Here is a 26,479-nt window from a genome sequence, read left to right as displayed (position 1 = left end):
CAAGATGAAACAACCTATACGTCTTTTTGGTATTGGTCTCCTAACAGCTGGAATAATTATGTTAGGGGTTTATTTTATTACAAATGGGAGCACTCAAACAGCAGATAGCTTATCCGACAAGGAGCTAGTAGCTTTAGTAGAGGATAAAGGTTATCATGTGCTAACAAATTCAGAATATGTTGCCGTTTCTGTGGATGAAGCTAAAACAACTGCTGCAAAAAATGAAGAACAACCAGAAACAAAAGCTAAATCTGCAGAAGAAGATTCCAAAAATAAGGAAGAAAGCGACAAACCGAAAAGTGACCAAGATTCGAAAAAAGATGAAGGTCAAAAGGAAGAAAAGGATAAGCAAAAGAGAGATGAAAAGAAAGAAAAGGATAAGAAAACATACACATTAAAAATTGAAGAGGGAAAGCCTTCTTCCGATATAAGTGAAAAACTAGAAAAGAATGGAATTATCGATGACGCATCGAAATTCAATGACTATCTAGAAGATAATGATTACAGTAAAAAGGTACAACTTGGAGAATTTAAAGTATCTAGCGATATGAGTCTGTACGAAATCGCTGAAGCCATTACAAGATAAACGAAGAAGCAGGTAAATCTGCTTCTTCGTTTTTTTATTATGGTCTTAAAAAACCCCTGGCTATGCCGGGGGTTCCAGAAAGCTTCTAGAGTGGTGTCAAAAAAAGCCTCTCTTCATGGTAAGATAAGGTTGGTTTCCCGACCACCAAATCTCACCACAGAAGGAGGCATGTCCAATGAAGGACAAGAATAGTTTAGCACATACGCAGTGGAGATGTAAGTATCATTTAGTTTTTGCACCAAAATATAGAAGGCAAATTATCTATGGAAAATAAAAAAAAGTATAGGAAAAATAATCAGAGAACTCTGCGACAGAAAAGATGTTGAAATACACGAAGCAAATGCATGCAGGGACCACATCCATATGTTGGTGAGTATACCACCAAAACTGAGTGTATCTCAATTCATGGGTTACTTAAAAGGGAAAAGTAGTTTAATGATCTTTGACCGTCACGCCAACTTAAAGTATAGATATGGAAATCGAAAGTTCTGGTGTCGAGGCTACTTTGTAGATACGGTGGGAAGAAATAAAAATCAAATCCAAGAATATATACGAAATCAGCTTAAAGAGGACTACATGAGTGATCAGTTAACTTTATTTGAAGAATTTGATCCGTTCACCGGGAAGAAAAATAAAAAGAAATAAGAGATTCTTTTAGAATCAGCGAGTGAGTGTGGTGCAGAAGGGAAAACCATTCAGTGGGCCTTTTAGGCCGAGGCCGGCAACAGAGGTTTCCAGCCGCAGAGCAAACCACCAGTTCTGAAGTGACCCCATAAAGTTAGACAGATAATTTTACTAAGCAGCTATTAAAGTCTGAATTCGGTATTGTACCGGGCTCAGGCCTTTTAGTTTTGCCTTGATTCGTTTGTTGTTATAGTATTCTATATATTTTTCTAGCTCTTGCTTAAAATGCTCTATACTTTCGAATTCATTTAAATAAAGAAATTCTGATTTCATAATGCCAAAGAAGTTTTCAATAACGGCATTATCATAACAGTTGCCTTTACGTGACATACTTTGCGTAATCAATCTTTCTCTCAAGGCGTGCTGATATTGTTTCATTTGATAATGCCAGCCTTGATCCGAATGAATAAGCAGTGCATCTTCCTCTGATAACCGTTTAAATGATTTCTCCAACATTTCCGATACAAGTGAATAAGTAGGTCTAGAGTCGATTGTATAGGCAATGATTTCCCCATTATATAAATCCAGTATAGGTGAAAGATAGAGTTTCTCCCCAAATAATTTAAACTCTGTAATATCCGTTACCCATTTTTGATTTGGCTTTTCGGCATTAAAGTTCCGATCTAAAATATTTGGTGCGATATTGCCAACCTTTCCTTTGTAAGAGCGATATTTTTTCATTCGAACTAGGCTTTTTAAACCTAATTCTTTCATGATGCGTTGGACTTTTTTATGGTTTACCTTATGCCCTCGATTCCATAGCTCGTCCCGGATACGGCGGTATCCATAACGTCCTTGATGCTCATCGTAGATAGCTTGAATCAGCTTTTTCAACTCCACATCTTTATCCGGAAGTCCGAATTTACTTACTATATAGTAGTACGTGCTACGTGGAATCTCTGCCAGCTGCAGAAGTGCCTTCACAGGGAATTCATGCCTTAGTTCATAGACTACTTGCGCTTTGTCCTGTTTGGTAATTTCTCCTTGTTTTGAACTAAGGCATTCAACTTTTTTAAATAGGCATTCTCCATGCGTAAACGATCTATTTCTGCTTGTAATGCTTCCGGAGTCCCTTCATCCGGCTTTTGCTTTTTAGATGTATGATCAGAACTTTTTTTCATGGATGGACGCCCCTTTTTCTTTGGTTCTAGGGCATCTATTCCTTCTGCTTCCAATTGCTTTTTCCATTGTAAAAGCGTGGAATGTGTAGAAATATTAAAGATCGCTGCTGTTTCCCGGATAGATGTCCCTTGTTCGTTCATATAATTAAGTACATCTAGTTTATACTGCAATGTGTAAGATGTATAGCATTTTTCAAAAGCTTTTTCTCCGTGATATTCATATTGTTTAATCCAATTTAAGAGGACTGAATGGTCAACTCCTATGGATTTAGCCATTGACTTTACGCCTTCTGCACCACTTTGATAGCGAATGACTGCTTGTATTTTTTCAACATTGGTGAATTTAGCCATAAAAAACTGCACCTCCATTTATTAGAGTTGTGTCTAAAAATTGGGGTGCAGTTCATTCACACTGGTGGTTTTGATTTGTTGTCTAGGAAATTATCACTAGCGTTGCATAAACTTTTGCAGCTGTGGATAAACTAACTAAGTTATTTAGCCACGTCCGGCTCCAGCGCCCAGCAACTAGGCGACTTCACGAATCGCCTTACGATAAGTCATCAAACACCGTCTCACCATGATTCCTTTATCTCAGTCGTTTCGTTCCACTCGCTACGTTGCTAACTGGGCGCTTGCGCCTTTGTTCTTGTACAGGAAAATATAAAAGATGTGCTTGTGGAGATCGAAATAATCAAATGTGGCCCGGTTCCCCACTTTATCTCCATTGATTCGTCCCATTCGCTAAGTTGCTAAACAGGCTTTTACGCCTTTGTTCATAGTAAAACATGCTTATTAGTTTAAATTATAATTTTCCCCTTTAATCAAGTATAAAATACTTTCTCCGATATTGGTTATATGATCACCAAATCGCTCCAAATATCTGGAGCATAGAGAAATTTGCATAATGTATTGGATCTTATCTGGGTTTGTTGCCGTCTCGCCTAATAATTCACTTAAAATAAGCTTATTTTCTTTATCTACAGCGTCATCCATTTCTGCTAATTGTCCAGCGAGTTTACCATCTTCTTCTGTAAAAGCTGTTATGGCTGTGTGTAACATGTTTACTAATGTATCTTGCATAGCGTTTAAACGGGTTGGAATAGATACTTCCCTACTTTCCCCTAACCTGATTGTAGACCTCGCAATATTTCTTGCATTATCTGCCATTCGCTCTAAATCAGCGACAATTTTAATGGCTGTTATTAAACGACGCAAATCTGTTGCAACAGGGTTTTGTTTAGCTATTAACAGCACTACTTTATCATTAATTTCTAAGTCTTTTTTATCAATTACTTTATCGCCTTCAATAACTTGTTCTGCCAAGCCAATATCTTGATTGAATAACGCCCGAACAGCATTATCCAATGCTTTCTCTGTTAAATTAGCTAATTCAACAATTTCTTGATCTATTTCTTTCAGTTCTTGGTCAAACTGCCCTCTCGTCTGCATAAAATACCTCCTTTTTATTCACGTGCTACCATCATAGCAAAACAGTATGTACTTAATATTGATGCACCGTTAATTTTTTGTAAATTTTATGTTAATACATGACCTTCATCAATCATTCCATATAAAGTGAATTTATAATTAGCGGGGGGGTATTCTTTATTCTCCACTTATTGTTAGTAGCCCAAGGGTATGAACTAGAGTCCTCTGAACAAATTGGGATTTAGGTGCTGTTATCTCCCGAATTGTTCAGACCACATCTCTTATTCATAAAGTGGAAGAATCTAACAGTACTTTATATTCGATATAAAACACCTTTTGCACAAGTAGATAACGCCACTCTACTAAATACGAGCCTTTTTTAGCTCACAAAAAAAACGTACAGAAATATATCTGTACGCTATTTTTCTATTCATCTTCTTGTTCTTTGTCATCTTTGTTGTTATCTTTCTGCGCATTAAAATATGCATCCATTATTTTAAAACCAATCTCATAGTTAATCCGATAACCATTGCCTAGCCCTGTATTGGGAACCATTACCGCAAGAGCAATTTCTGGATCATCATAAGGTGCATAACCTATTAAGGAGAGGTTCTCTGTTTCAGCAACCAACTCACCATCTTCATAAATCTCATTTTGTGCTGTACCAGATTTTCCCGCCGGTTTGTAATCCTTGGAACTACCGAAAGAATATACTGTTCCCCCTTGTTCTTGAAAAGCTTGACGAAATCCTTCTTGAACGCGCTCAATATAGGATTGGTCCATTTGAATTTGGTTTAACACTTTTGTATTTTCACTACGATATACACCCCCTAATTGCTTATCCGATCTACTCGGTTCCCGTATTTCCTTTAAGAAATGCGGCTGTGTCCGGTAACCATTATTAGCAATTGTGGAGACATACTGCGCCAGCTGCATCGTTGTATACGTATCATACTGTCCAATAGCTTGGTCCATTAAAAGCCCTGCGTTAGACATTTTAGGTCCTTCATACCCGATACTTTCATATGGAAAATCAATACCCGTTCTGACTCCTAGTCCAAACTGTTGAAAGTAATTGCGCATTTCTTGCCAAGCTGCTGGATCAAATGCTGCTTTTGAGTTGTTTGGGAAAGGATATCGATTTTCGCCTCCCATTTTTAACCCAATGTAAAACATATATACGTTGGATGATTTTTTCAACGCATCGATATCATTGACTGAACCTAAACTTCTATAAGACCCCTTTTGTGGTGTCCCTTTAATTTTTAACGGTGAATCATTAAAACGCTGCCCCGGAGATATGACACCTGACTCTAAACCAGCTAGTACCGTTGCCCCTTTTACAACTGACCCTGGACGATGTGCATCATAAAGTGTTTTAATCGTTGCATCCTTATAGTCATTACCATCTCTTGTTTGACCGCTTACAGCTAATATTTCGCCCGTTTTAGGATTCATTACTACTGCTAGCGCATCTTTTAAATACCTGTTCTCATAAGGATGTTTTTGAACTGCAGTTTTCAACTCTTCTCGTACAATTTTATCGACTTTTTCTTGGAAATCGATATCCATAGTTAACACTAGATCTTTTCCACGTCTACCTTCCACTACGGTATTGCTATCCACTACATCCCCAGACTTTGTGGTTGTATATTGAATTTGTTCTTTACGACCACGAAGTACATCTTCATAATATTCTTCTAAACCGCTTTTACCTACACGATCATTCCTGCTGTATCCTTTCGTTAGAAAGTTCTCTTCTTTATCCGCAGGTATCCCTTGTTCTTGCGATGTTATCGATCCAAGCAAACTTCTCATTGTATCATTAAATGGGTAGTCTCTATTCCAATCTGTAGTCGCATTAATACCAGGAAGTTCCGCTAAATGCTCAGAAACTTGAGCATATTCTTCCGCAGTGACATCTTCGTTTTTTACAATTTGCGGCGTTAGTGAATAAGCTTTATCTAACTCCGTTTTAATTGCAATTACTTCTAATTCTTGTTTAGAAAAACCAGATATTTCCTCTTCCGTAATTCTGTCCAAAATAGTGTTGTATTGTTCCGCATTGTCTAATTCAGCAGCTTCTTCTTCTTTTAAACGTTTATCTGCCATTTCTTTATTTTTCAAGTACCAATATTCCTTTTTATTGCGCTCTGTTACACCATCACTATCCATAGAAATATACTTGGCAAGTTTTTCTGCTACTTCTAAGCGATCTTCAGCTTGTACCCCTTTGGGCGGGGTGTACGTAATGGAATAGAGTGGTTTATTATCGACAATGACTTGATGTTTGCTATCATAAATCTTTCCCCTAGGGACAGGAACCTTCGTTGTATCTTTTACAGTACGCTCAATTTCTTCTTGAAATTCCTCTCCGTTTAATATTTGCACAACTCCTAACTGCAATATTAGCCCTGCAAACATTAGAAAAATGATAAAAAACAATAGGTTTATACGAAAGGGAAGTTGCGCTTTTTTCTTCTTTTTGTTCATTGTTTCTCCCCCAAGATCTACATGTTTATTAAGCAGTATTCATTATATCATTTTCATGCTATATATTTCACCTATTTTTCAATTTTTAAAGTCACTCATCCAATATTAGAAAATTTGTCTTACTTAACAACCGTGTTGAAAGTAAAAAAATTACATTTTAAGCACAATCCAATTTACTAACGATTTTTTTCATTTGTAAACTGATCTTTTATAAAAACTTGTTTTTCCATATTACTTTCCAAGTAAATTTTTTTCACAAACAAATAGATGAAAATATGCCCTGCGCCAAAAAGAGCCAATAAATAGGGAATTATTATCTCAGCTTGTAAAAAGGTAATCGCTAGTAAAAAAACAGAAATGGATGTAACCCGACCAATATTCACGAATAACTCACGTACAACAATGTATTCCACACGATATTCCTTCGCCTTCCAAGCTTTCCCAATAACATCATATGTTAAGGAAACATATGGAATCATAATAATAGGATAGGCAATCCCAATAAATACAGCATAAATTAACAATTGTGCGTAGCTAATGTCAAAAATAATTAAAGCAATGGCAAAGTATAAGATTAGACTGCCAAGTAAGATTGATTTTTTTCGCATAGAGGGCTTAATAAATTTTGTTCCAATAAAATAAAACACGAGTGAAAGACCAGAAAAAACTAAATTAAACATCCCTAAAGCAAACTCACTTTGGGTAATTAAAAACACCCAAATCGCAATAATAAACGCAAATATTCCTTCGCGAAGCCCTTGAAAGATGTGGGCATTTTGAATTCTTTTCCAGTTTTTATTATGGGAACGTTCTGTTAGCACACGACGAAAATAAAAATCGCCTTCTGCTTTTCGCGGCTTTAAAAAAAAACTAATGACTACAGCACAAATGAACATGATAAAAGAAATAGTAAATATAATGGTATAGCCAATATTCGCTTCCATTCTAGCGATAATAAAACCTGCTAATAAAGGACCTACCATACCACTAAATGATTGTAACACTCCTAAAAAACCATTAAAAAAATCTCTTGTATCTGGTTCAGTAATTTCAAAAGTCAATACATTAAACGCTAGCCAATAGAACCCATACCCTATACCGAGCAAACCACCTAAAAGAAAGTTAAAATAGGAAGCTTTATCACCTATTAAAAGAACATTTAGAAAGAATAACGATAGAAAAGTTACTCCTAGTCGTAACACAATTACTCTGTCCACTTTTTTAGCTAATCTACCAGCAATAATAAAGGTAATTGGTTGAAAAATGTAAATAGCTAAATTATATACAGCGATTGTTACATAATCTCCCGACTGCTTCCATAGGTAAATGTTTACAAACGTATTGGACAAAAATAGCCCTAATGAATATAAACCGCCAATAACAAGCAAAAAGATAAAATCCTTATTCATATTTGTATTACCAAAATAAAAAAAGCGGCTTTTCTGCATGTCTGATTCCCCTTTTTATTCTTACTACTAGTTTGAGCAAATAAGGAACAGATATACAAATACCCATGGATTACAAAAATAGCAGCCTAACAAGAAGAATAGAAGTAATCATTCTATTGGAAAGAATTCGTTGACGTTAAACGTGGCTAATTATGATGTGATCTTACTAGCGGTCGCTAACGGTGGTTATAAGGTTTCCTCCCCCATTTTTTAAAAAGCTCATGCCATAGGATAAATTTCTATAAGTGCAATTAGAAAAATGTGGCTGTCGTCCAGTCTTATGACGAGCTGCTATAAACCTTTAAACTCGTATATACTTTCCTACAGTAAAACAAAGGCGCAATTCCCCATATCCATATAGCAACGTAACGAATGGAACAAAGCAACGAAGATAAAGGAATCACGTGAGGTGACGAACCCGACCAATGATGACTTATTGCTGCGCGATAAAGCTGGACGTGACTATTCGGTTATTTCGTTCCCCACAAGCACATCATTTTATATTTTCTAGATATTAAAAAAGCATGTGAATTCACACATGCTTTTTTAAACTATTTTTACTTAGCCTCGTTATAGTTTTTAGCTACTTCATCCCAATTAACAACATTCCAAATGGATGAAAGATATTCAGGACGTCTGTTTTGATATTTTAGGTAATATGCATGTTCCCAAACATCTACACCAAAAATTGGCGTTTTACCTTCCATTAATGGAGAGTCTTGGTTAGGAGTACTCATAATTTCAAGATTTCCGTTATGAAGTACTAACCAAGCCCAACCTGATCCAAAGCGGCCAGCTGCCGCGCTTTCAAATTGCTCTTTGAACTTATCAAAGCTACCAAACGCTTCATCTATTTTTGTAGCAAGTTCACCAGTTGGTTCGCCGCCACCGTTTGGTGAAAGAACCTTCCAAAAAAGACTGTGGTTAGCATGTCCACCACCATTATTTCTAACTGCTGTACGAATGTTTTCTGGTACAGCATCTAAATTGCTAATCAAATCTTGTAGTGATTTGTTTTGAAGCTCAGCATGCCCTTCCAAAGCACTATTTAATTTAGTAACATACGTGTTATGATGCTTCGTATGGTGAATGTTCATAGTCTCCTTGTCAATCGTAGGCTCAAGTGCATCGTAAGCATATGGTAGTTCAGGTAATTCAAATGTAGCCATTAATACTTCCTCCTCATATCCATTTTGTTTTAAAAGGATCGAATATTCACCCTTTAATTCAAAGGGTATCAAAGCTTTTAATTAGTTGCAAATTATATGCATTTATTTACCATATGAACATCATTAAAAAAACCTGGCATGACAAAAGCTTGTCTTACTCATACTATATAATAAAAAAATCTTTTCCTATCGTATAAAATAAAAACACAAAAAAACAAGCCAGTGCTTGTTCTAAGATGGTGGCTCGGGACGGAATCGAACCGCCGACACAGGGATTTTCAGTCCCTTGCTCTACCGACTGAGCTACCGAGCCAACATATTAAATTGTTTTGCTTTCCTATTGTTATATATGGAGGAGGTAGAGGGATTCGAACCCCCGCGGGCTGTTACACCCCTGTCGGTTTTCAAGACCGATCCCTTCAGCCAGACTTGGGTATACCTCCAAACCAATAAATAATGGTGGACCCTGCAGGACTCGAACCTGCGACCGATCGGTTATGAGCCGATAGCTCTAACCAACTGAGCTAAGGGTCCAATTCTTTCATTATGGGGCGACCGGTGGGGATCGAACCCACGTATGCCGGAGCCACAATCCGGTGCGTTTACCACTTCGCCACGACCGCCGTACGTATTTAAACAAAAGTGGCGGCGGAGGGGATCGAACCCCCGACCTCACGGGTATGAACCGTACGCTCTCGCCAGCTGAGCTACACCGCCAAATTGGCTCCACAGGTAGGATTCGAACCTACGACCGATCGGTTAACAGCCGATTGCTCTACCACTGAGCTACTGTGGAACAGAAAGGCTATAACGTTGTTACTTATTATAGCGACAAGATATAATTTACCACTTTCGACAAGTTTTGTCAATCTTTTTTTTAAAGAAATTTTATTCCTATTAAAAACTATGTATATGTATTAATGACATCTCTTAAAACGACAATATTAACTATAGCATTATTTGGATATAAATGCAATACTAAAATTAAAGTTCAAATATTCTATTTTCCTATATAGAAATATATACACTATGGATAAAACATTCCATTTATACGACATCTAAAGCACTGCAAGCCCCTCACTTCAGAAAATTCGACCTATGTTTTTAGCTATAGGAAACGCCTAGACAATAAGCGTTAATCATTTAAGGACCTTTAAATCACAACATCAGTAGCGTTTAGACCAGGGATGCGCATAAACAGCCTCGATCTTAACTAAGGTCGAGGCTGTTTAAAAAAGCTATTCTCCTAAAACGTCTTCTGCTATATTAACTGCATGATCCCCAATTCGTTCTAAATTACTAAGGATATCTACAAACACAATACCACCAGATCCGCTACAGGTACCTTCATTCATACGTATAATATGGCGTTTGCGGAAATTCCTTTCCATCTTATCTATTTGATCTTCTTTTTGTATTACAGAAAGGGCTTCTTCTCGATTCATATTTTCCAATGATTCAATCGCTTGTTTTACGGTAGATATAGTTAATTCAAACATTTCATTTAAATCTTCTTTTGCACCATCTGTTAGGTGTACTTTATTGGAAATTTTATAGTCGATAAGTTCAACAATGTTTTCAAAATGATCCCCAATTCGTTCCACATCTCGTACGGAATCCAATAATGTTGAATGTTTAGCACTTTCCAACTCTGAAAGCGATTCTTTCGACAAACTTATCAAATAATTGGTTATTTTTCGATCTAAATTATTAAGGGCGCCTTCAATTTGCATCGCCATTTCAGCATGTTTTATTAAATGTGTATTTAAATATTTATTGGTTTCTTCCAAACCTTTATAAGCATACTCTCCCATGCGCACAAGCTCTGATTTTGCTTGATCTAATGCTAATGAAGAAGATTGCTGTATAAAAATGGGATCCAAATGTTGTGGTTTATATTCAATGATGGAGTCTTCACCAGGAACCATTTTCGTTACTATCCAAGCCAAAGCACCAATAAACGGAAATTGCATAATGGTATTCGTTATATTAAAGCTTCCATGAGCAAACGCTATGGTCATTTCTGGACTTAGTGCAAATTGATCCTGTAAAAATCCAGCAAAGACTGTAAACAAATCAAGAATAATTAGAAAAACGGTCGCTCCAATAAGGTTAAAAATAACATGTGTTAACGCAGCACGCTTTGCTGCAACTGTTGCTCCTAGTGAAGCTAAGATAGCAGTAATTGTTGTACCTAAATTATCTCCAAACAATACAGGTATAGCAGCCTTTAAATCCATTGCTCCTTCAGAGAATAAGCCTTGTAATATTCCAATAGTTGCACTAGAGCTTTGAACAATTAAAGTAAATACAGTACCAATAACAACTCCTAGAATTGGGGTATCACTCATACTTAATGTTAATTCTTGAAAGGCCTCTAAGCTGCGTAAAGGTTTCATTCCATTACTCATTAGCTCTAAACCAAAGAACAAAGCACCAAAGCCAAACACAGCTTGTCCAACCGCGTTTGTTTTTTGGTTTTTAAAGAAAAATATAAGAAAACAACCAACTGCAATGATTGGTAAAGCATAGGCCCCTATGTCAATTCCAATAATGAAGGCCGTCACCGTGGTACCAATATTGGCACCCATTATGACGCCAATAGCTTGTCTTAACGTCATAAAGCCAGCATTTACAAGACCTACCGTTAAGACAGTCGTGCCTGAGCTACTCTGTATTAAAATAGTAACGATAATTCCAGCGAGGACCCCCATAAACGGATTGCTGGTAAATTTATCCAAAATATCTCGCAACCGATCACCAGCAGATTTTTGAAGCCCTTCTCCCATATATTTAATACCTAAAAGGAAAATACCTAGCCCACCGATAAATTCAAATATAAGTTTTTGAATATCAATTTCCAAAATCTATACCTACCCTTCCATCTTGTTGAATCTTGTCGCACCATACCAATATTAATTATATATAAAGTTTTTGTAAAGGTGTTATAAGTATTCTTAACAGTAAATTTACAATTGGGACTAAGCACTGTTTTTCCAACCTGTATACTAGAAAAAGCGAACTGTTTATAGTAACAAATAATACATACTTAAAATTTGGGTTTAATGGAATAATTTGTAGAAATAAGGCTGAGGAAATTTAATCGACCTAAATGTTAAATGATATAGATGGAAATGATTTTTGTTTTCATATATGCGTTGAATTAACGATAATTTTAATTATTAATGGGGAGCCAGCGCTTTTAGACACTGTTTTTTTGCATTATAGGGAAGCATTCCTGTAATAAAGCAAAATGAGGATTGAACAAAAAATGCCCCCTTGGTATGATACGAGGTGTCCAATGCTGTTGAGCAAAACTGGACCCTTAAAATGAACCAAGGAGGACTAACATGAATTATAAACAAAATGAGAAGATATTACAACTGACAGACAAATCTTTAATTATTGGGGTCGACATCGCCAAGAATAAACATGTTGCTCGCGCACAAGATTTCCGCGGGGTTCAATTTGGAAAGCCGCTATACTTTGAAAACGCGTTGGAAGGCTTCCAAACGTTCATTCATTGGATGGATGAATTAGCCATACAACAAGAGAAATCCGATTTTATTATTGGTATGGAGCCAACGGGGCACTATTGGCTTCCTTTGGCCTATTGGCTAATGGAAAAGCAACTGAAAGTAGTCGTAGTAAATCCAGCACATGTAAAAAAATCAAAAGAGCTGGATGACAATTCCCCAACAAAAAATGATGTAAAAGATGCCAGAGTCATTTCACGCTTAATTCAAGATGGACGTTATTCTGAACCGCATCTACCAGAAGGGATCTATGCAGATCTCCGAGAAGGCATGAATATGTATGACCAATTACGAAAAGACCTGCAGGCAGTACAAGGACGCGTCCACCAATGGATAGACAGGTATTTTCCAGAATACACGACTGTCTTTGCGAACTGGGAAGGGCAATCTTCTTTACAGGTTTTAAAAATGGGTTTGTTTCCAGATGAAATCTCTCAAAAAGATGAAATGGAAATCCTGTCAGAAATTCGAAAAGAGGTAAAAAGAGGAGTTGGCTTAAAAAAAGTAAGACAATTGAAAGAAGCTGCTCGCCATTCCATTGGTATCCAAGAAGGAAAAACCATGGCGAAACTAAAGATTCAAACATTAATGGATCAGTATACGCTCCTTCATGAAAAGATAAATGAATTGTGGGGAATGATAGAGGGGCTTACGAGTAGGATTCTTTGTGTACAGGAAATGGCAGCTATAAAAGGCGTAGGTGACGTCACAATCGCTGCATTTCTGGCAGAAGTCGGCGATCTCCATAATTATAGCCATCCGGAGCAAATTATTAAATTAGCAGGTTTAAATCTCAAACTAGCAACATCAGGAAAGTGGCAAGGAAAAACGGTCATTACCAAGAGGGGCCGACCAAAGCTACGCGCTCTGTTGTTTAAAGTGATCCTGCCATTGGTAAATCACAATCCTGCATTTAAAGCAATGCATGCGTATTTTACAACAAGGAAAGAAAACCCGCTGAAGAAGAAACAATCATTAATAGCACTGTGTTGTAAATTAATTCGAATATTATTTAAAGTAGGTAAACAACAAGTAGCCTTTAGTCCAGAAAAAATGTTACGTGATATTCCGCATTTTCGCTTACAGAGTGCAGCTTAACTAAGTAATAACGAAACCTCCGTTTAGACGTTTTTTAAGAAGTTCATTTTATACAAATACGAGGTAACAATGGAAGCACGGAGCAGCCGGCAATTTTTATACAATCGGGCAATGACCCTGTAGGAAAGCAACGCCGGCCCCACTTCATGGATAGACCGAACGAAGGAATGTATGCGCGAAGACGCTGTGAGATGTGGGAGGGTTTGTCACCATGAGTATTGTGGGATGAGAAGGTGCGATCATAGCAGTGAAAATTCCCATTTTTTTCAAAAAGAGAAGGATGGCTTATTAAGTGCACCCTTCTACATTAAAAATTATGCTTACACGGTCTTAAATATCGTTAATGAGTAAAAAATAAAATGAAATTCTAAGAAAAACAAAGAAAACAAGAGAAAACGTTAGTATATAGAGGGAGTATAAGATTTTTTGGTTTATAGTATAAGAAAAACAAAGAATTTAGAATTTCACCATAAGACTTGGCAACAAGCCAAGTCTATCACACAAGAGTACTATGAATTAATTTATTTTTTCTACTAGAATACGGGTACCATCAACTTGAACAACTTTAATGGCTGTATCTTTTTCGATCCATTGCCCATTTGATATCGCACTGTAATCTTTACGATGAATTCGAATTGTACCAACAGGGCGCAAATCAGTAAGTGTAATGCCTTCTTCACCTACCAATCCCTCATAAGTTTCATTCATGGAATTATAACCAGCTTCCTTTGTTAATTGGTCTTTTAAAGTGATTTTGTTCCACATTTCTCTACGTTTAAAAACTTTTAAGAATAAAAGTGACGACCCACCACCTAGTAATACTCCTAATACAGCATATAACCCTGATGTGAAACTTGGTGAAGGAAGCGCAACAGCTGTAAGCATACTTGCTAAACCAATTGTTGCAAGTGTCCCATCATTTAATAATTTCCCATCAATAATAATAAGTAATAATCCAACAAAGTAAATAATAAGCATAATAATAATTGAACTTGTTTCAACATATGCTCCAAAATATACAGTAATAAACCCTATTCCTAATAGACCGAAAAGTCCTCGCATATTAACTAACACTTCACCAATAAGGAATAAAGTAGCAAAACCAGTAATGAGAATTCCAATCCATTCCATCTCGAATACAGTCAAAAACGTATCCTCCTCTCCAGTACTTATATATGTATACGTTTAGGAGTAAATAATGGTTTCATGATAAGGAGTTCATACGATGGATTTTCCCAAAAAATTATTTTCCTTATTTATTTGTATAATGGCTATATATATCATATATCAGGATATCACACAAGAAAGCCCCCATTCTAGAATAGAGCTTGAAAAGCATAGTGATATGATTTCTCCAACGATGTTTCATGTCGTCCCCGTTAAGGTGGAACCAAATGATACGGTCCTTTCTATTGTAGAACAAATTAACCCTAATATACAAAATGAGTTGAATGTTAAGCGTATTTTAAACGATTTTAAATTGAGTAATCCTAACGCGGACCCTTTTTCCCTTACTACAGGTAAAATATATTATTTCCCAAAATATAGTAAAACATTATTATATGATCGTTAATTATTATTTTACATAGATGAAAGGAAGGGGCAACCCTTCCTTTTAAACAAATGGTAAAATGAACAAAGTGATAAGAATGGAAACTGCGCCAGCTGCAATAGCAATATTTCCTAATGCATCAGCTCCCCTACTTCTTGACATAAACCCAAGAACAATGCCAGCTACACCAAAGATAATTGGCCAGATAAAGAAAGAAATAATGGATAAGGCAATACCGACCCATCCAAAGGTAGTATTTTCATCCATATCTCCAGCTATTTCTGTATCGGTATCATCGGCATCATCTGCAGTCATCTCAGCAGCAAATTCCTCATCTCTTGAGCTATCTGGTTCTATACCAACAAAATCTTGGTTTTTACGCTGCTCACCATAATTTGGGGGTTCTTCAACATCCTTCATTCCTCGATTGGGATATTGATCCATTACACGAGACCTCCTTTTTGTACATTTGAGGTACACGCTTAGCTTATGATTTTTCTGCAATTTTACAGATGTTATTAACTGGAAACGTATGATGAAAAGAATTTGCATGGACGAGTTGAGTTTAAAAGAGGTAAAACATATAGTACGGTAGAACATATTGTAAAAGGAGATAGTAGAATGGTAAATTTTATTAAAGATATGGTTCAAAAAAAATTAAAACAAATATCTGCTCAAGAATTAATTCATTACGGAAAACAATACGGGTTTTCACTAACGCAACAAGAAGCCGAAATGATAATGGCATACTTAAAGCAACATCCTGTAGATCCATTTGATGCAGAAGGACGAAAGCAAATGTTTCAACAACTAGCACGCATCACTGACCCTGCAACAGCAAAAAAAGCACAAAAATTATTTAATGAGTTAATTCACTCTTATGGGTTAGGCTACTTATTTGAATAAGGAGTTTTGGTTGAAAGAAAGTGACATGTCAACACAGGTCTCATTCTAAGTGTGACAAGGATATAAAAGCAGCGCACAAATTCCTTGTCACAATTCTAAAGTCCTGTAGCAAGCGAGTGTTTTTCCAGCAACACAGCGCATTAAAGCATTCGCTGCACAGGACTTTTTGTAATAAAGGTGAAGTTCCTGATAAGAAAATTCTACTTAAACAGTACAAGCTAGGCAAAAGCGCTGTTCTTAGAAGCCAACTTTGTTTTTTCCTTTTTTCACACTATAGAAAAGCATAATATTTAATCTTATCTTATAAACAAAGGGAAGGTTTTTTGGGGGACTTGCTGATACGCCAAGTCTCTTTCTAAGGCTGCTAACAATCAAAGGCAGTAAGAGTTTCTCACTAGTACAAGATATATTTTATTGTGCGATAATTTTTTCTTTTAGTTTACTGTCAAATTGGCTGGATTTGATCATTTCTATCTCCAAACGATACGGAGACTTCTTATTTTTTTTGTCTTCTCCTACATATGGTGTCTCTAAAATTTTAGGCAAGTCCATTAATTGCGGATGATGAATAATAGATGATAAAGCATCAAAGCCAATATAGCCAAAACCAATGTTCTCATGCCTATCTTTATGCGCACCCACTTCATTTTTACTATCATTTATATGAATAACTTTTATACGGTTGACCCCGATTATTTTATCAAATTGATGTAATACACCATCAAAATCATTTACAATGTCATATCCAGCATCATGTACGTGACAAGTATCAAAGCAAACAGATAATTTTTCATTATGAGTAACTCCATCGATAATTTGAGCTAATTCATCAAAACTTCTTCCTATTTCAGATCCCTTACCTGCCATTGTTTCAAGAGCTATTTGTACATTCTTATCCTTTTCTAGAACTTCATTCAACCCTTTAATTATTTGCTTAATACCTGTCTTAGGACCCGCTCCAACATGGGCTCCAGGATGAAGGACAATTTGTTTCGCTCCGATTGCATCTGTTCGATCGATTTCACTTCTTAAAAAATCTACACCTAACTGAAATGTTTGTGGTTTTGTAGAATTGCCTATATTAATAATGTATGGAGCATGAACTACAATTTCTTCTATACCATGCTCTTTCATATGAGCCTTCCCAGCTTCAATATTCAATTCTTCAATTGGCTTTCTTCGCGTATTTTGCGGTGCGCCGGTATAAATCATAAATGTATTAGCCCCATAAGAAACCGCTTCTTCTGAAGAGCCTTGCAACATTTTCTTTCCGCTCATGGATACATGTGACCCTATTTTCAACATGACATTCACCTCTCCTAAATTAAAACTATTTCTTTTTATGCTTGGTTTTAGATAACCGTTTTTTAATTATCTCTTTTTCCCGTTTCATTTTTTTCTTATATCCAGGCTTTACTTTCTGTGCCTTTTTTACTCTTTTCCACGCTTCTTTATCCATATCAGTGCCCTGTTTTGTACGAAGCACACGTTGATTCCAAGGTTTTGCATCCTGCCACTCCCCATTGCGAACATCTACATACATAAAAGCTAAACCTTTTTCTTCTAGCTTTTCAATGAGCGACAAATCATCAAATTGGTAAATGCTGATTGCTGTTCCTTCCATACCCGCACGTGCAGTTCTGCCGACCCGATGAATATAAAAATCCTCTTCTTTCGGTAGCTGTGCATTAATTACGTGACTAACTCCTTTAATGTCAATACCGCGGGCAGCGAGATCCGTAGCTACAATATATTGGTAGCGTAAGTTTTGAATTTCTTTTAATACACGCTTACGTTCACGAGGAGATAAACCGCCATGAATGAGCCCCACTTCCATTCCCTTCTCTTGCAGAGAGGCTGCTAACTCATTCGCTTTTTCTTTTCCATTTGTAAAAATAATCGCTAAATATGGCTGAATAACCTTTGAAATCTCAGCAATAATTGACGCTTCATTTCTATGTTTTAAATAAATTAGTCGATGCTCCATCTTTTCTGGATAAATGTCATCGGAAATTTTTACATGTACTGGCTGTTGTAAATATTTCTTTAAAAAATAATACAATGGTTGTGGGATTGTTGCGGAAAAAACCAAAATTTGAACCTTAGGATGAGAGCGAACGAGTAACTGATCCACTTCTTGAATAAAACCTAAATCCAACATTAAATCCGCTTCATCGATAACAAAACTATTCGCAGTGTAAATAGATATTGCGTTCTCCTTTATCATATCTAATATTCTTCCAGGTGTTCCGACAACAATTTTAGGAGGTTGCTTTAATTTTTCCATCATTTTTTGTTTATCAGTACCGCCAACCAATAGCTTTGCTGTCCAAATTTCGTTTTTATCCGCATAGCGAGTGATTTGTTTTACTTCATTATATAACTGTGTTGCAAGCTCCCTCGTTGGAGCTGTTATCACAACTTGCACCTGCTGTTTATTCTCATCGATTGCATTTAGCAACGGCAATAGAAACGCATGCGTTTTTCCTGAACCTGTTTTTGATTGGCCAACTACACTCTTACCCTCTAAAACTGCTGGAATAACCTGTTTTTGAATTGCTGTTGGTTCGTGAAAATCTAATTGTTTAATTACTTGCTCCATAACTGGAGCAAAAGAAAAGTCTTGAAATGTATAATTCATGCATATACTCCTTTCCATTTCTAAATATGATCTTATGCATAGTGAAATGGATCTGTATTCGTTGTTGATACTATAATTTCAACATTATCCCCATTAAGGCTAGTTGCCAAGTATTCTTGTACAGAAGCTTTCATCACGCTTTCCGCATAGTGACCAACATCTATTATTGCTAACCCCATTTCCTGAGCGTCTTGCGCTTGATGAAATGTCACGTCACCTGTTATAAAAACATCTGCCCCTTTTTTCTTAGCTTGATGAATAAACTTCTCCCCACTTCCGCCAAGAACTGCTACAGTTTTCACTTGCTTATCCATTTTTCCCGTAACGCGTACGCAATCCACTTCTAAAGTTGTTTTTACTTGCTCACAAAAATCGGATAATTGCGTAGGATTTACTAGTTCGCCTATCCTTCCAAGACCATATACTTCCCCTTTATTTCTTAATGGATATACATCGTATGCTGGCTCTTCGTATGGATGAGATTGACGAATTGCAGTTAATGCAGAAGACAGCTTGCTTTCTTCCATAATAGATTCTAGCTTCACTTCCTCCACCTTTTCTAATTCGTTCACATTTCCAATATATGGATTTGTTCCGTCTAAAGGCTTGAATGTTCCTTGTCCTTCTGTTTGAAAAGTACAATGACTGTAATTACCAATATACCCTACACCAGCATCACTAATTGCATTTCTTACTTCTTCAATATGGGTTTTAGGTACATAAACAACCAGCTTGAGCAATTGTTCTGTTTCTTTCTCAACTAGAACATGAGTATTTTCTATTCCAATTATTTTACATAATACATCGTTAACGCCATTTTTTGCTATATCTAAATTAGTATGTGCTGCATATACGGTAATATCATTGGTCAATAATTTCTGTAAAATACGCCCTATTGATGTGTTTGTATTAATTTTCTGTACGGCTTTAAATAATAAAGGGTGATGAGCAACAATAACATCTACGTTTTTTTCAATTGCCTCATCAACAACTGCTTCCACCACATCTAGCGTAACCATTACTTTACTTACTGATTTGTTGTAACTTCCAACTTGCAAACCAACTGGATCCCAGTCATATGCGAACGTCTTTGGAGCCAGTTGCTCTATCACCTGAAACACATCACGAGTAGTAAGTTCCTGCTTCATTACTTAATACCTCCTTCATCCATCTCCACTCTTTTGTAAATTGCTCATACTTCTTTTGGTCTACTTGCTTCGCTTGTTTTAACTGCTGTAACACGTATTCTAACTTACGAGCTTCTTCGTTCCACTTTTTATAAAATGCAGGTGGTTTACTACGCAATAATATGGGGCCAAACAATAAATCTTTTTCATCTAATTGATTATTATCTGGAGTATCTAACCGCTTTGCATTAATAATCTCATAACAATGCCTGTTCTCTTCTATTATATCTTCATCAGTAATCGTAAATCCATGATGAATCATCCATTTCCGAACAGCTCTTGCATCTACATTTGGTTGAGCAATAATCTGCTCCACCGAGGTGAGCTTCGTTTTTCCACTCTCCAAAATATCATGAATTAATGAACCTCCCATACCAGCAATCACCAGTTGGTTTACTTCTTCGGCTTCAAAAACCTCCAGCCCATTACCAAGTCGAACATCAATTTGTTGTTCTAAGCCGTATGCCTTTACGGTTTCTATAGCCCTTTGAAATGGGCCTACATTCACTTCTCCAGCAACAGCAGTTGCTGTGGGGTCTTTTTGACAGACATAGCACGGCAAATAGGCATGATCAGATCCGATATCTGCAAATTTTGCTCCTGTAGACAGAAAAGAAGCTACTAACTTTAGGCGTTTTGAAATCTTAGCCTTCACGTCGTTCTACCCTCCAATTTCCATGTAATACTACAGATTAGAAAACATAGTCTTTAAAATCGTTTTTCTTATACTGCAACTCTTAAATACAATGAATTCCTATGACTTCTTTTAAAACATAGACAGTACATATACTTCATTTTACACAAGTATATTCACTTTAAAAATAGATAAAGAAAAGCTTTCTGTGTTAAACCAGAAAGCTTTTCCCTAGCTCATTTTATCAAAGGCTATTTCTTTTCAGCTAACCACTCTGCTAACACTTGTGCTTCAGATTCTGTGGCTAAACCTGGAGGCATTTGCCCTTTTCCGTTAATAATTATATTTTGAATCTCATCTTTTGATAATTTGCTACCTACCTGGGTTAAGTCTGGCCCCATTCCCCCAGATAAGTCACCACCATGACAATTTGCACAATTTGCTTCATAAATTGCTTCAGGGTCATCCGTTGTTTCCCCTTCTTGGCTTTCCTCAGCCTGTTCCCCACCGCCTTCTTCGGCTTGTTGGATATCATCTCGTTGGCCTATCCCTACAAATGATATCACAATGATTGTCAGTATCCCTATTATTGCAATTAAAGCAAAAGGGATAACAGGGTTCCTTTTCATTGCGCTTCCTCCTTATGTAATCCCCATTTGTTATTGGTTTTGCTCAAAAAAGATTATCCTTTTTGAACGACTGCATAGTAACACTTAAAGACTATATTCATTTTACTTGAAAAATGCATTTCTTTAAAGTGTTTCGCTATGAAATTTTATAAAATGATATATTAATGAGTAAAAATGAGAAGAAAAGCGAAGCCATTTCTAATAAAGGATGAAATAGAATCTGCTTACCCATAGAATTTTCTATAATATCTGATGATAGCAACCAAAAATAATTTATAAGAAAATATTGATAAAAAGACTAGTTAATAAGAAATGAACAAAGCTTTTCTTGGTTATAATTGCTAGCTAATAAATACTTTTAAAAAAGGAAACAAAAGTGCCAGTTGCAAAAATATCTGAAATTGCGTACAATAAAATACAAGAACCGAAAACGGTAACATAATACATTATTTTATACGTTTAGTTCAACATTTTTAGATGTACAACAATAATAAGAAGTCAAAATATTCAGCGGGTAGCGTAATCAGCTAATAATATAGCACGTCATTAGGCAACGGAGATCATTGCCTAATGACAATACTTTATTGGTCTAGAAAATCTTTTAATCGCTTGCTTCTGCTAGGGTGTCTTAATTTACGTAAAGCTTTTGCTTCAATTTGACGAATTCTTTCACGGGTTACCCCAAAAACTTTGCCAACTTCTTCTAAAGTTCTAGTACGACCGTCATCTAAACCGAAGCGTAACCTAAGAACATTTTCTTCGCGGTCTGTTAGCGTATCTAGTACATCTTCAAGTTGTTCTTTGAGCAGTTCATAGGACGCATGATCAGAAGGTGAGACAGCCTCTTGATCTTCAATAAAATCACCTAAATGTGAGTCATCTTCCTCGCCAATAGGGGTTTCTAATGAGACTGGTTCCTGAGCAATTTTTAAAATATCTCGTACTTTATCCGGAGAAAGTTCCATTTCTTCTCCAATCTCTTCAGGTGTTGGCTCTCTACCTAGGTCTTGTAACAATTGTCTTTGGACGCGAATTAATTTGTTGATTGTCTCAACCATATGCACTGGAATTCGAATAGTTCTAGCTTGATCAGCTATCGCTCTTGTAATTGCTTGCCTTATCCACCATGTAGCATAGGTACTAAATTTAAATCCTTTTCGGTGATCAAATTTTTCCACAGCTTTAATAAGTCCCATGTTTCCTTCTTGAATTAAGTCTAAAAACAACATACCGCGTCCTACGTAACGTTTTGCGATGCTGACAACTAAACGAAGATTCGCTTCAGCAAGACGGCGTTTAGCTTCTTCGTCTCCTTGTTCTATCCTTGTTGCCAAATCAATTTCTTCAGCTGCTGACAATAAATCAACACGCCCAATTTCTTTCAAATACATACGTACAGGATCATTTATTTTAATACCTAGTGGTACACTAAGGTCGTTTAGATTGAATTCTTCTTCTTTTGCAATTTGTTGCATCGTAGGGTCTTCTTCTGATTCACCAATTACTTCGACCCCCTGATCTCCTAGGTACTCATAAAATTCATCCATATGATCAGACTCTATTGTGAAATTAGATAATTTATCGGCTATTTCTTCGTAAGCAAGAACACCACGTTTTTTACCAATTTCAACCAGTTGATCCTTTGCTTGTTCTAAAGTTTGCTCAAGTTCACTTTCCTTCGTTTGCGAAGGTTTATTTTCAGCCATGAGTCCCCCTCCTTCCAGAGTTACAATAAAATCAATTTGTATGCTTCAACTGATGATTCAATTCAATAATTTGTTTGGCAATTTGCGCTGCCTTTATTGGGTCATTCTGTTTTTCTGCTTCCTTTTGTTGCTCTCGTAATGATTGTATCGTCACTTTATCCGTTTGCTTAGCTATAATCGTATGGACGTAATCATTAAGTTGTTTGTCACTTATATTTTCTTGTAATGGTAACATTGCTATCTCTGTTATTTCCTGTTGCAAATTTGTATCTGTTATCCTTTCTAAAAACAAACTGACATTAGGGGCATTTCCTTCTTCATAAAAAGCATATAAATAGGTAGCAATAATTTTATGTGCATCTATATGAAAACTTGCTCCAATTTTTTCTTGTACCTTTTCAGCTATACTTACGTCTTGTAACATATATGCAATTAATTGCCGTTCTGCATTATGAAATGCTGGCAATAATTTCGATCTCACCTTATTCCATACTGTACTACTAGTATATCTGTTCTTTTGTTGATTATCCTTATTTATAGCAAACATTTCTTGATAACCTGAAATTTCATCCATGAGAGCTTCCATAGATATTTCAAATTCATTACTCAACTCTTTTAGGTAATATTCCCGTTCTATAGAGCTGTCAATCGTTGCAATCTGCTTTAGGACTTTCTCAACATATTGTATACGGTCAGCTTCTAGATTTAGTTGATAATCCTTTTTTAAAAATCGCATATAAAAAGTTATAAATGTATCGCTAGCTTTAATGACCTCATCAATAAAAGCTTGTCCTCCATGCATGCGAATAAAACTGTCAGGATCCATATTTGCTTGTAGGTATGCAACTCTTACTTCGCATCCACATTGGCGTAATATGACAGCAGCTTTATAAGCAGCATCTAGCCCAGCACGATCTCCATCGTAGCAAATAATGACGTTGTTTACATAACGTTTTAACAGCTTAGCTTGGAATTCTGTTAAGGCTGTGCCAAGCGTAGCTACCGCATTACGAACCCCCGCTTGATGGGCAGCTATGACATCCATTTGGCCTTCTAATAAAACCACTTCGTCTTCTTTACGAATGTACCTTTTTGCCAGGTCAAAATTATATAATAATTTTCCTTTGTGGAACAATTCACTTTCAGGACTATTTATATATTTAGGTTTATAATCGCCAACTGCACGTCCTCCAAAGGCAACTGTCTTTCCTAAATGATTTCGAATAGGAAAAATAATTCTACCACGAAAACGATCGGAGGCATGCCCAGCTTCATTCATCTGAAGCAAGCCTGCTTTTACAAGTAATTGTTCATGAAAACCTTTCTTTTTCAAGAACTCGACTGTTAGATGATCGGCAATGGGGCTAAAGCCTAGCTGGAAAATATCTGCTGCTTCCTCATCTATCCCTCTATCTTTTAAATACGCATAACCTTCCTTTCCTTCTTTTGTAAAGCGTAATAAATGATGATATAATTTCGTCAACCATTCATGTGCAGATAGCATATCTTGCGTTTCTTTAGATAAATTAGTATCCTTTTGACTTTGAATACTTTGAGGCAATGAAATTTCGCTACGTTCAGCTAAAAACTGGATAGCTTCGTAAAAAGAAAAGCTCTCTATCTCCATTAAAAAAGTGACTACATTGCCACCTTTACCACAGCCAAAACAGTGAAAAATTTGCTTGTCTTGCGTCACAGAAAAAGATGGCGTCTTTTCACCATGAAATGGGCATAATCCAAAATAGTTTCTTCCTTGTTTTTTTAGCTGGACATAATCGCCTATTATATCAACAATATCATTCGCCTTACGAATCTCTTCAATTAATGCTTCAGGAATTTGATTAGCCATAAAATATCACCATGCTATTACATATTCGCTTTTCATGATAAAAATCCTTTTATTTCGACATATATTTTTTTCTTTTCTTAAAAAATTCACCTATACAAGCAATATTTAAAAACACATTAATACACATTTCCCATAGAAAGGTAGCCATCAGTTCTGTTATGGACAACATCTACGAATTTAAAATATGCTTTTGCTCTTCACTAAACTATTCTATATTTAAGTTATGAATTCCTGCTTTTAAGGAGATAATTTTAGTACATTCGAATCAAAATATAACTTATCTCGTCATACAAAATTCTCAAAAACCAACCCAACTTGAATTGTCTGTTTTAAATAAAAAACACTAAACATGTTATATTTTGTCGACCATCAACCTCTATGAATACATAGGGAAAACTGATTTTGTATGTTCAAGAGTTTTCAAAAACTTTATGCGCAAGAGATTATTGTCCCCTTTAAGGAACATGCATTAGAAAAACTTGGCTATCGCCAAGTCTTTCTGGCGATAAAACGCCATCGTTTTGCTTATACGATAAAGCCTAGAAATTGTATACTTTCCAATAGTACAAAAAACACTATATACCTATAACACAAAACATTATTATAATATATACCACTAATTAATGCCAGCAAAACACTTCTAAAATTTAATTCTTTCCATTCCAAGTACTTCTTAATCATATATGTCTTAATTTTGTTTTTTACTCTTACAAAAGAAATCAATATTTGAAACGTGATGTCAAACTATGATAGTCCCAACTGTAGTAATCATAATCAGTAGAAACCGCAGAAGACCCTATGAAGAAAGGTGATTATGCGCCTTTAGGCAAGAAAAATTTTAAGCTTTTGTTTGCGCAACTCTGCAATTTAAAATTTCGTTGTAGTAAAATACGTAAGCACCTTAGGTTGCCACAGAATACAGAAAATGCGCTTGTTCATGGAAGGCTAGGATGTTCATTCATTTTGATCTGTTAAAACAAAAAAAGGAGAGTATGTACTTTCTCCGTTATTTTTTTACGATTTGTCTAATACTGTTAGCCGTTTCCTCAACAGCTTTATTTGATACATCGATGACTTTACAACCAATTTTATCAACAATTTTATCAAAATACGCCAGTTCTTTATGAATACGTTCCATATTCGCATATGTTGCCTGATCTCCTAAACCTAAAGCACGAAGCCTTTCTTTACGTATTTCATACAGCTTATCAGCGCTTATACGTAATCCGATACATTTTGAAGCATCCACTTCAAACAATTCTTCTGGAGGATCGACTTCTGGTACAATCGGTACGTTGGCAACTTTTAAGCGTTTATGAGCCAAATATTGTGATAGAGGAGTTTTAGATGTTCTAGATACCCCGATTAGAACAATGTCTGCTCTAGCAATTCCTCTCGAATCACGCCCATCGTCATACTTTACCGCAAATTCAATTGCCTCTACCCGCTTAAAATAGTCTTCATCAAGCTTATGGACTAGCCCTGCTTCCATTCGCGGTGCATGTTCAAAAACACGTTCCATGGATTTTAACACCGGGCCCATGATGTCAATAGCTTCAAGGTTCATTTGTTTGGCACGTTCATTTACATAGTTCCTTAGAATAGGATCAACAAGTGTAAAACCAATGAGCCCTTTACTTTCTACAGCGAGTTGTAAAGCTTCATCGATTGTTTTTTTGTCTTCTACATAGGGTATACGTTGAATTTTATATGTTCCGTGATTAAACTGACTTAAGCCTGCCTTAATGACTAACTCAGCTGTCTCCCCTACAGAATCGGATAAAACATATACAGGTTGCATAAACATCAAAA

Annotated in this window: 20 protein-coding genes, 6 tRNA genes and 1 pseudogene; 5 read left to right on the top strand and 22 right to left on the bottom strand. The window is 36.2% G+C overall.

What is annotated here, in order from left to right; translation table 11 throughout:
- Positions 1-4: 4 nt before the first annotated feature.
- Together B2C77_RS10395 and tnpA are read left to right on the top strand one after the other, a co-directional pair.
- Positions 5-586 carry an endolytic transglycosylase MltG gene (locus B2C77_RS10395; protein WP_077703541.1) on the top strand — a complete coding sequence of 194 codons (582 nt, stop codon included), beginning with the start codon at positions 5-7 and terminating at the stop codon, positions 584-586.
- 175 nt (positions 587-761) lie between these two features.
- A pseudogene (gene tnpA, locus B2C77_RS10390) lies at positions 762-1,231 on the top strand (IS200/IS605 family transposase).
- A gap of 150 nt (positions 1,232-1,381) precedes the next feature.
- On the opposite strand, the gene B2C77_RS10385 reads toward tnpA, so the two are convergent.
- From B2C77_RS10385 to B2C77_RS10330, 12 genes are all read right to left on the bottom strand, one after another.
- Positions 1,382-2,742 (bottom strand): IS3 family transposase gene (locus B2C77_RS10385; protein WP_101933566.1). Its coding sequence is split into 2 segments (ribosomal slippage): positions 1,382-2,286 and positions 2,286-2,742, totalling 1,362 coding nucleotides; the frame shifts between segments, so codons are not numbered across the junction.
- Positions 2,743-3,183: 441 nt separating this feature from the next.
- Complete coding sequence (gene phoU, locus B2C77_RS10380; RefSeq protein WP_077703540.1) at positions 3,184-3,840, bottom strand: phosphate signaling complex protein PhoU; 657 nt, start codon at positions 3,838-3,840, stop codon at positions 3,184-3,186.
- A 405-nt stretch (positions 3,841-4,245) separates the two neighbouring features.
- Positions 4,246-6,312 carry a peptidoglycan D,D-transpeptidase FtsI family protein gene (locus tag B2C77_RS10375; protein ID WP_077703539.1) on the bottom strand — a complete coding sequence of 689 codons (2,067 nt, stop codon included), beginning with the start codon at positions 6,310-6,312 and terminating at the stop codon, positions 4,246-4,248.
- 176 nt (positions 6,313-6,488) lie between these two features.
- Positions 6,489-7,760: an MFS transporter gene (locus tag B2C77_RS10370; protein WP_077703538.1), complete on the bottom strand. Its 1,272-nt coding sequence runs from the start codon at positions 7,758-7,760 to the stop codon at positions 6,489-6,491.
- A 557-nt stretch (positions 7,761-8,317) separates the two neighbouring features.
- Positions 8,318-8,929 (bottom strand): superoxide dismutase, encoded by a 612-nt coding sequence (locus B2C77_RS10365; RefSeq protein ID WP_077703537.1) that lies wholly within the window; start codon positions 8,927-8,929, stop codon positions 8,318-8,320.
- Between the two features lie 237 nt (positions 8,930-9,166).
- Positions 9,167-9,242, bottom strand: a tRNA-Phe gene (locus B2C77_RS10360).
- Positions 9,243-9,279: 37 nt separating this feature from the next.
- Positions 9,280-9,372 (bottom strand) — tRNA-Ser (locus tag B2C77_RS10355).
- Between the two features lie 14 nt (positions 9,373-9,386).
- A tRNA-Ile gene (locus B2C77_RS10350) sits at positions 9,387-9,463 on the bottom strand.
- Positions 9,464-9,476: 13 nt separating this feature from the next.
- A tRNA-His gene (locus B2C77_RS10345) sits at positions 9,477-9,552 on the bottom strand.
- 20 nt (positions 9,553-9,572) lie between these two features.
- Positions 9,573-9,646 (bottom strand) — tRNA-Met (locus B2C77_RS10340).
- Positions 9,647-9,650: 4 nt separating this feature from the next.
- Positions 9,651-9,725 (bottom strand) — tRNA-Asn (locus B2C77_RS10335).
- A 442-nt stretch (positions 9,726-10,167) separates the two neighbouring features.
- Positions 10,168-11,793 (bottom strand): Na/Pi cotransporter family protein, encoded by a 1,626-nt coding sequence (locus B2C77_RS10330; protein WP_077703536.1) that lies wholly within the window; start codon positions 11,791-11,793, stop codon positions 10,168-10,170.
- A gap of 486 nt (positions 11,794-12,279) precedes the next feature.
- Between B2C77_RS10330 and B2C77_RS10325 the strand changes: the two genes are divergently transcribed.
- Positions 12,280-13,563 carry an IS110 family RNA-guided transposase gene (locus B2C77_RS10325; RefSeq protein WP_077703535.1) on the top strand — a complete coding sequence of 428 codons (1,284 nt, stop codon included), beginning with the start codon at positions 12,280-12,282 and terminating at the stop codon, positions 13,561-13,563.
- A gap of 516 nt (positions 13,564-14,079) precedes the next feature.
- On the opposite strand, the gene B2C77_RS10320 is transcribed toward B2C77_RS10325, so the two are convergent.
- Positions 14,080-14,709 carry an NfeD family protein gene (locus B2C77_RS10320; protein WP_077703534.1) on the bottom strand — a complete coding sequence of 210 codons (630 nt, stop codon included), beginning with the start codon at positions 14,707-14,709 and terminating at the stop codon, positions 14,080-14,082.
- 79 nt (positions 14,710-14,788) lie between these two features.
- On the opposite strand from B2C77_RS10320, the gene yqfZ reads away from it, so the two are divergent.
- Positions 14,789-15,136 carry a protein YqfZ gene (gene yqfZ / locus B2C77_RS10315; RefSeq protein ID WP_077703533.1) on the top strand — a complete coding sequence of 116 codons (348 nt, stop codon included), beginning with the start codon at positions 14,789-14,791 and terminating at the stop codon, positions 15,134-15,136.
- 42 nt (positions 15,137-15,178) lie between these two features.
- Here yqfZ and B2C77_RS10310 read toward each other — a convergent pair whose 3' ends face one another.
- Complete coding sequence (locus B2C77_RS10310) at positions 15,179-15,559, bottom strand: hypothetical protein (RefSeq protein WP_077703532.1); 381 nt, start codon at positions 15,557-15,559, stop codon at positions 15,179-15,181.
- A gap of 177 nt (positions 15,560-15,736) precedes the next feature.
- Between B2C77_RS10310 and B2C77_RS10305 the strand changes: the two genes are divergently transcribed.
- Positions 15,737-16,021 carry a DUF2624 domain-containing protein gene (locus tag B2C77_RS10305; protein ID WP_077703531.1) on the top strand — a complete coding sequence of 95 codons (285 nt, stop codon included), beginning with the start codon at positions 15,737-15,739 and terminating at the stop codon, positions 16,019-16,021.
- A 411-nt stretch (positions 16,022-16,432) separates the two neighbouring features.
- On the opposite strand, the gene B2C77_RS10300 is transcribed toward B2C77_RS10305, so the two are convergent.
- The 8 genes from B2C77_RS10300 to B2C77_RS10265 form a co-directional block, all read right to left on the bottom strand.
- Positions 16,433-17,326 carry a deoxyribonuclease IV gene (locus B2C77_RS10300; RefSeq protein WP_077703530.1) on the bottom strand — a complete coding sequence of 298 codons (894 nt, stop codon included), beginning with the start codon at positions 17,324-17,326 and terminating at the stop codon, positions 16,433-16,435.
- A 25-nt stretch (positions 17,327-17,351) separates the two neighbouring features.
- Entirely contained in the window at positions 17,352-18,662 is a 1,311-nt protein-coding gene (locus B2C77_RS10295; RefSeq protein ID WP_077703529.1) for a DEAD/DEAH box helicase, read from the bottom strand.
- A gap of 32 nt (positions 18,663-18,694) precedes the next feature.
- Positions 18,695-19,810 (bottom strand): Nif3-like dinuclear metal center hexameric protein, encoded by a 1,116-nt coding sequence (locus tag B2C77_RS10290; RefSeq protein WP_077703528.1) that lies wholly within the window; start codon positions 19,808-19,810, stop codon positions 18,695-18,697.
- On the bottom strand, positions 19,785-20,504 hold the full coding sequence (locus B2C77_RS10285; protein ID WP_077703527.1) for a tRNA (adenine(22)-N(1))-methyltransferase: 720 nt from the start codon (positions 20,502-20,504) through the stop codon (positions 19,785-19,787). The genes B2C77_RS10290 and B2C77_RS10285 overlap by 26 nt, the downstream gene beginning before the upstream one ends.
- Before the next feature lie 230 nt (positions 20,505-20,734).
- The gene (gene cccA, locus B2C77_RS10280) at positions 20,735-21,112 is read right to left on the bottom strand and encodes a cytochrome c550 (protein WP_077703526.1); all 378 of its coding nucleotides are present in this window, start codon (positions 21,110-21,112) and stop codon (positions 20,735-20,737) included.
- Between the two features lie 581 nt (positions 21,113-21,693).
- Positions 21,694-22,818 (bottom strand): RNA polymerase sigma factor RpoD, encoded by a 1,125-nt coding sequence (gene rpoD, locus B2C77_RS10275; RefSeq protein ID WP_077703525.1) that lies wholly within the window; start codon positions 22,816-22,818, stop codon positions 21,694-21,696.
- Positions 22,819-22,849: 31 nt separating this feature from the next.
- Positions 22,850-24,667, bottom strand: coding sequence for a DNA primase (gene dnaG / locus B2C77_RS10270; RefSeq protein WP_077703524.1), 1,818 nt, complete (start codon positions 24,665-24,667; stop codon positions 22,850-22,852).
- Positions 24,668-25,673: 1,006 nt separating this feature from the next.
- Positions 25,674-26,474: a pyruvate, water dikinase regulatory protein gene (locus B2C77_RS10265; RefSeq protein WP_077703523.1), complete on the bottom strand. Its 801-nt coding sequence runs from the start codon at positions 26,472-26,474 to the stop codon at positions 25,674-25,676.
- Positions 26,475-26,479: the final 5 nt, after the last annotated feature.

It is taken from the genome of Virgibacillus dokdonensis (genome assembly GCF_900166595.1).
In the GTDB taxonomy this organism is placed as follows: domain Bacteria; phylum Bacillota; class Bacilli; order Bacillales; family Amphibacillaceae; genus Virgibacillus; species Virgibacillus dokdonensis.
Note: the sequence above shows the minus strand (reverse complement) of the source record. Positions and strands in the feature narration are given on the sequence as shown.

What these genes read in the sequence shown, in the direction of transcription:
- B2C77_RS10395 (WP_077703541.1), top strand. Translation starts at nt 5, where the DNA reads ATGAAACAACCTATACGTCTTTTTGGTATTGGTCTCCTAACAGCTGGA.
- phoU (WP_077703540.1), bottom strand. Translation starts at nt 3,840, where the DNA reads ATGCAGACGAGAGGGCAGTTTGACCAAGAACTGAAAGAAATAGATCAA.
- B2C77_RS10375 (WP_077703539.1), bottom strand. Translation starts at nt 6,312, where the DNA reads ATGAACAAAAAGAAGAAAAAAGCGCAACTTCCCTTTCGTATAAACCTA.
- B2C77_RS10370 (WP_077703538.1), bottom strand. Translation starts at nt 7,760, where the DNA reads ATGCAGAAAAGCCGCTTTTTTTATTTTGGTAATACAAATATGAATAAG.
- B2C77_RS10365 (WP_077703537.1), bottom strand. Translation starts at nt 8,929, where the DNA reads ATGGCTACATTTGAATTACCTGAACTACCATATGCTTACGATGCACTT.
- B2C77_RS10325 (WP_077703535.1), top strand. Translation starts at nt 12,280, where the DNA reads ATGAATTATAAACAAAATGAGAAGATATTACAACTGACAGACAAATCT.
- yqfZ (WP_077703533.1), top strand. Translation starts at nt 14,789, where the DNA reads ATGGATTTTCCCAAAAAATTATTTTCCTTATTTATTTGTATAATGGCT.
- B2C77_RS10310 (WP_077703532.1), bottom strand. Translation starts at nt 15,559, where the DNA reads ATGGATCAATATCCCAATCGAGGAATGAAGGATGTTGAAGAACCCCCA.
- B2C77_RS10305 (WP_077703531.1), top strand. Translation starts at nt 15,737, where the DNA reads ATGGTAAATTTTATTAAAGATATGGTTCAAAAAAAATTAAAACAAATA.
- B2C77_RS10300 (WP_077703530.1), bottom strand. Translation starts at nt 17,326, where the DNA reads ATGTTGAAAATAGGGTCACATGTATCCATGAGCGGAAAGAAAATGTTG.
- B2C77_RS10295 (WP_077703529.1), bottom strand. Translation starts at nt 18,662, where the DNA reads ATGAATTATACATTTCAAGACTTTTCTTTTGCTCCAGTTATGGAGCAA.
- B2C77_RS10290 (WP_077703528.1), bottom strand. Translation starts at nt 19,810, where the DNA reads ATGAAGCAGGAACTTACTACTCGTGATGTGTTTCAGGTGATAGAGCAA.
- cccA (WP_077703526.1), bottom strand. Translation starts at nt 21,112, where the DNA reads ATGAAAAGGAACCCTGTTATCCCTTTTGCTTTAATTGCAATAATAGGG.
- rpoD (WP_077703525.1), bottom strand. Translation starts at nt 22,818, where the DNA reads ATGGCTGAAAATAAACCTTCGCAAACGAAGGAAAGTGAACTTGAGCAA.
- dnaG (WP_077703524.1), bottom strand. Translation starts at nt 24,667, where the DNA reads ATGGCTAATCAAATTCCTGAAGCATTAATTGAAGAGATTCGTAAGGCG.
- B2C77_RS10265 (WP_077703523.1), bottom strand. Translation starts at nt 26,474, where the DNA reads ATGTTTATGCAACCTGTATATGTTTTATCCGATTCTGTAGGGGAGACA.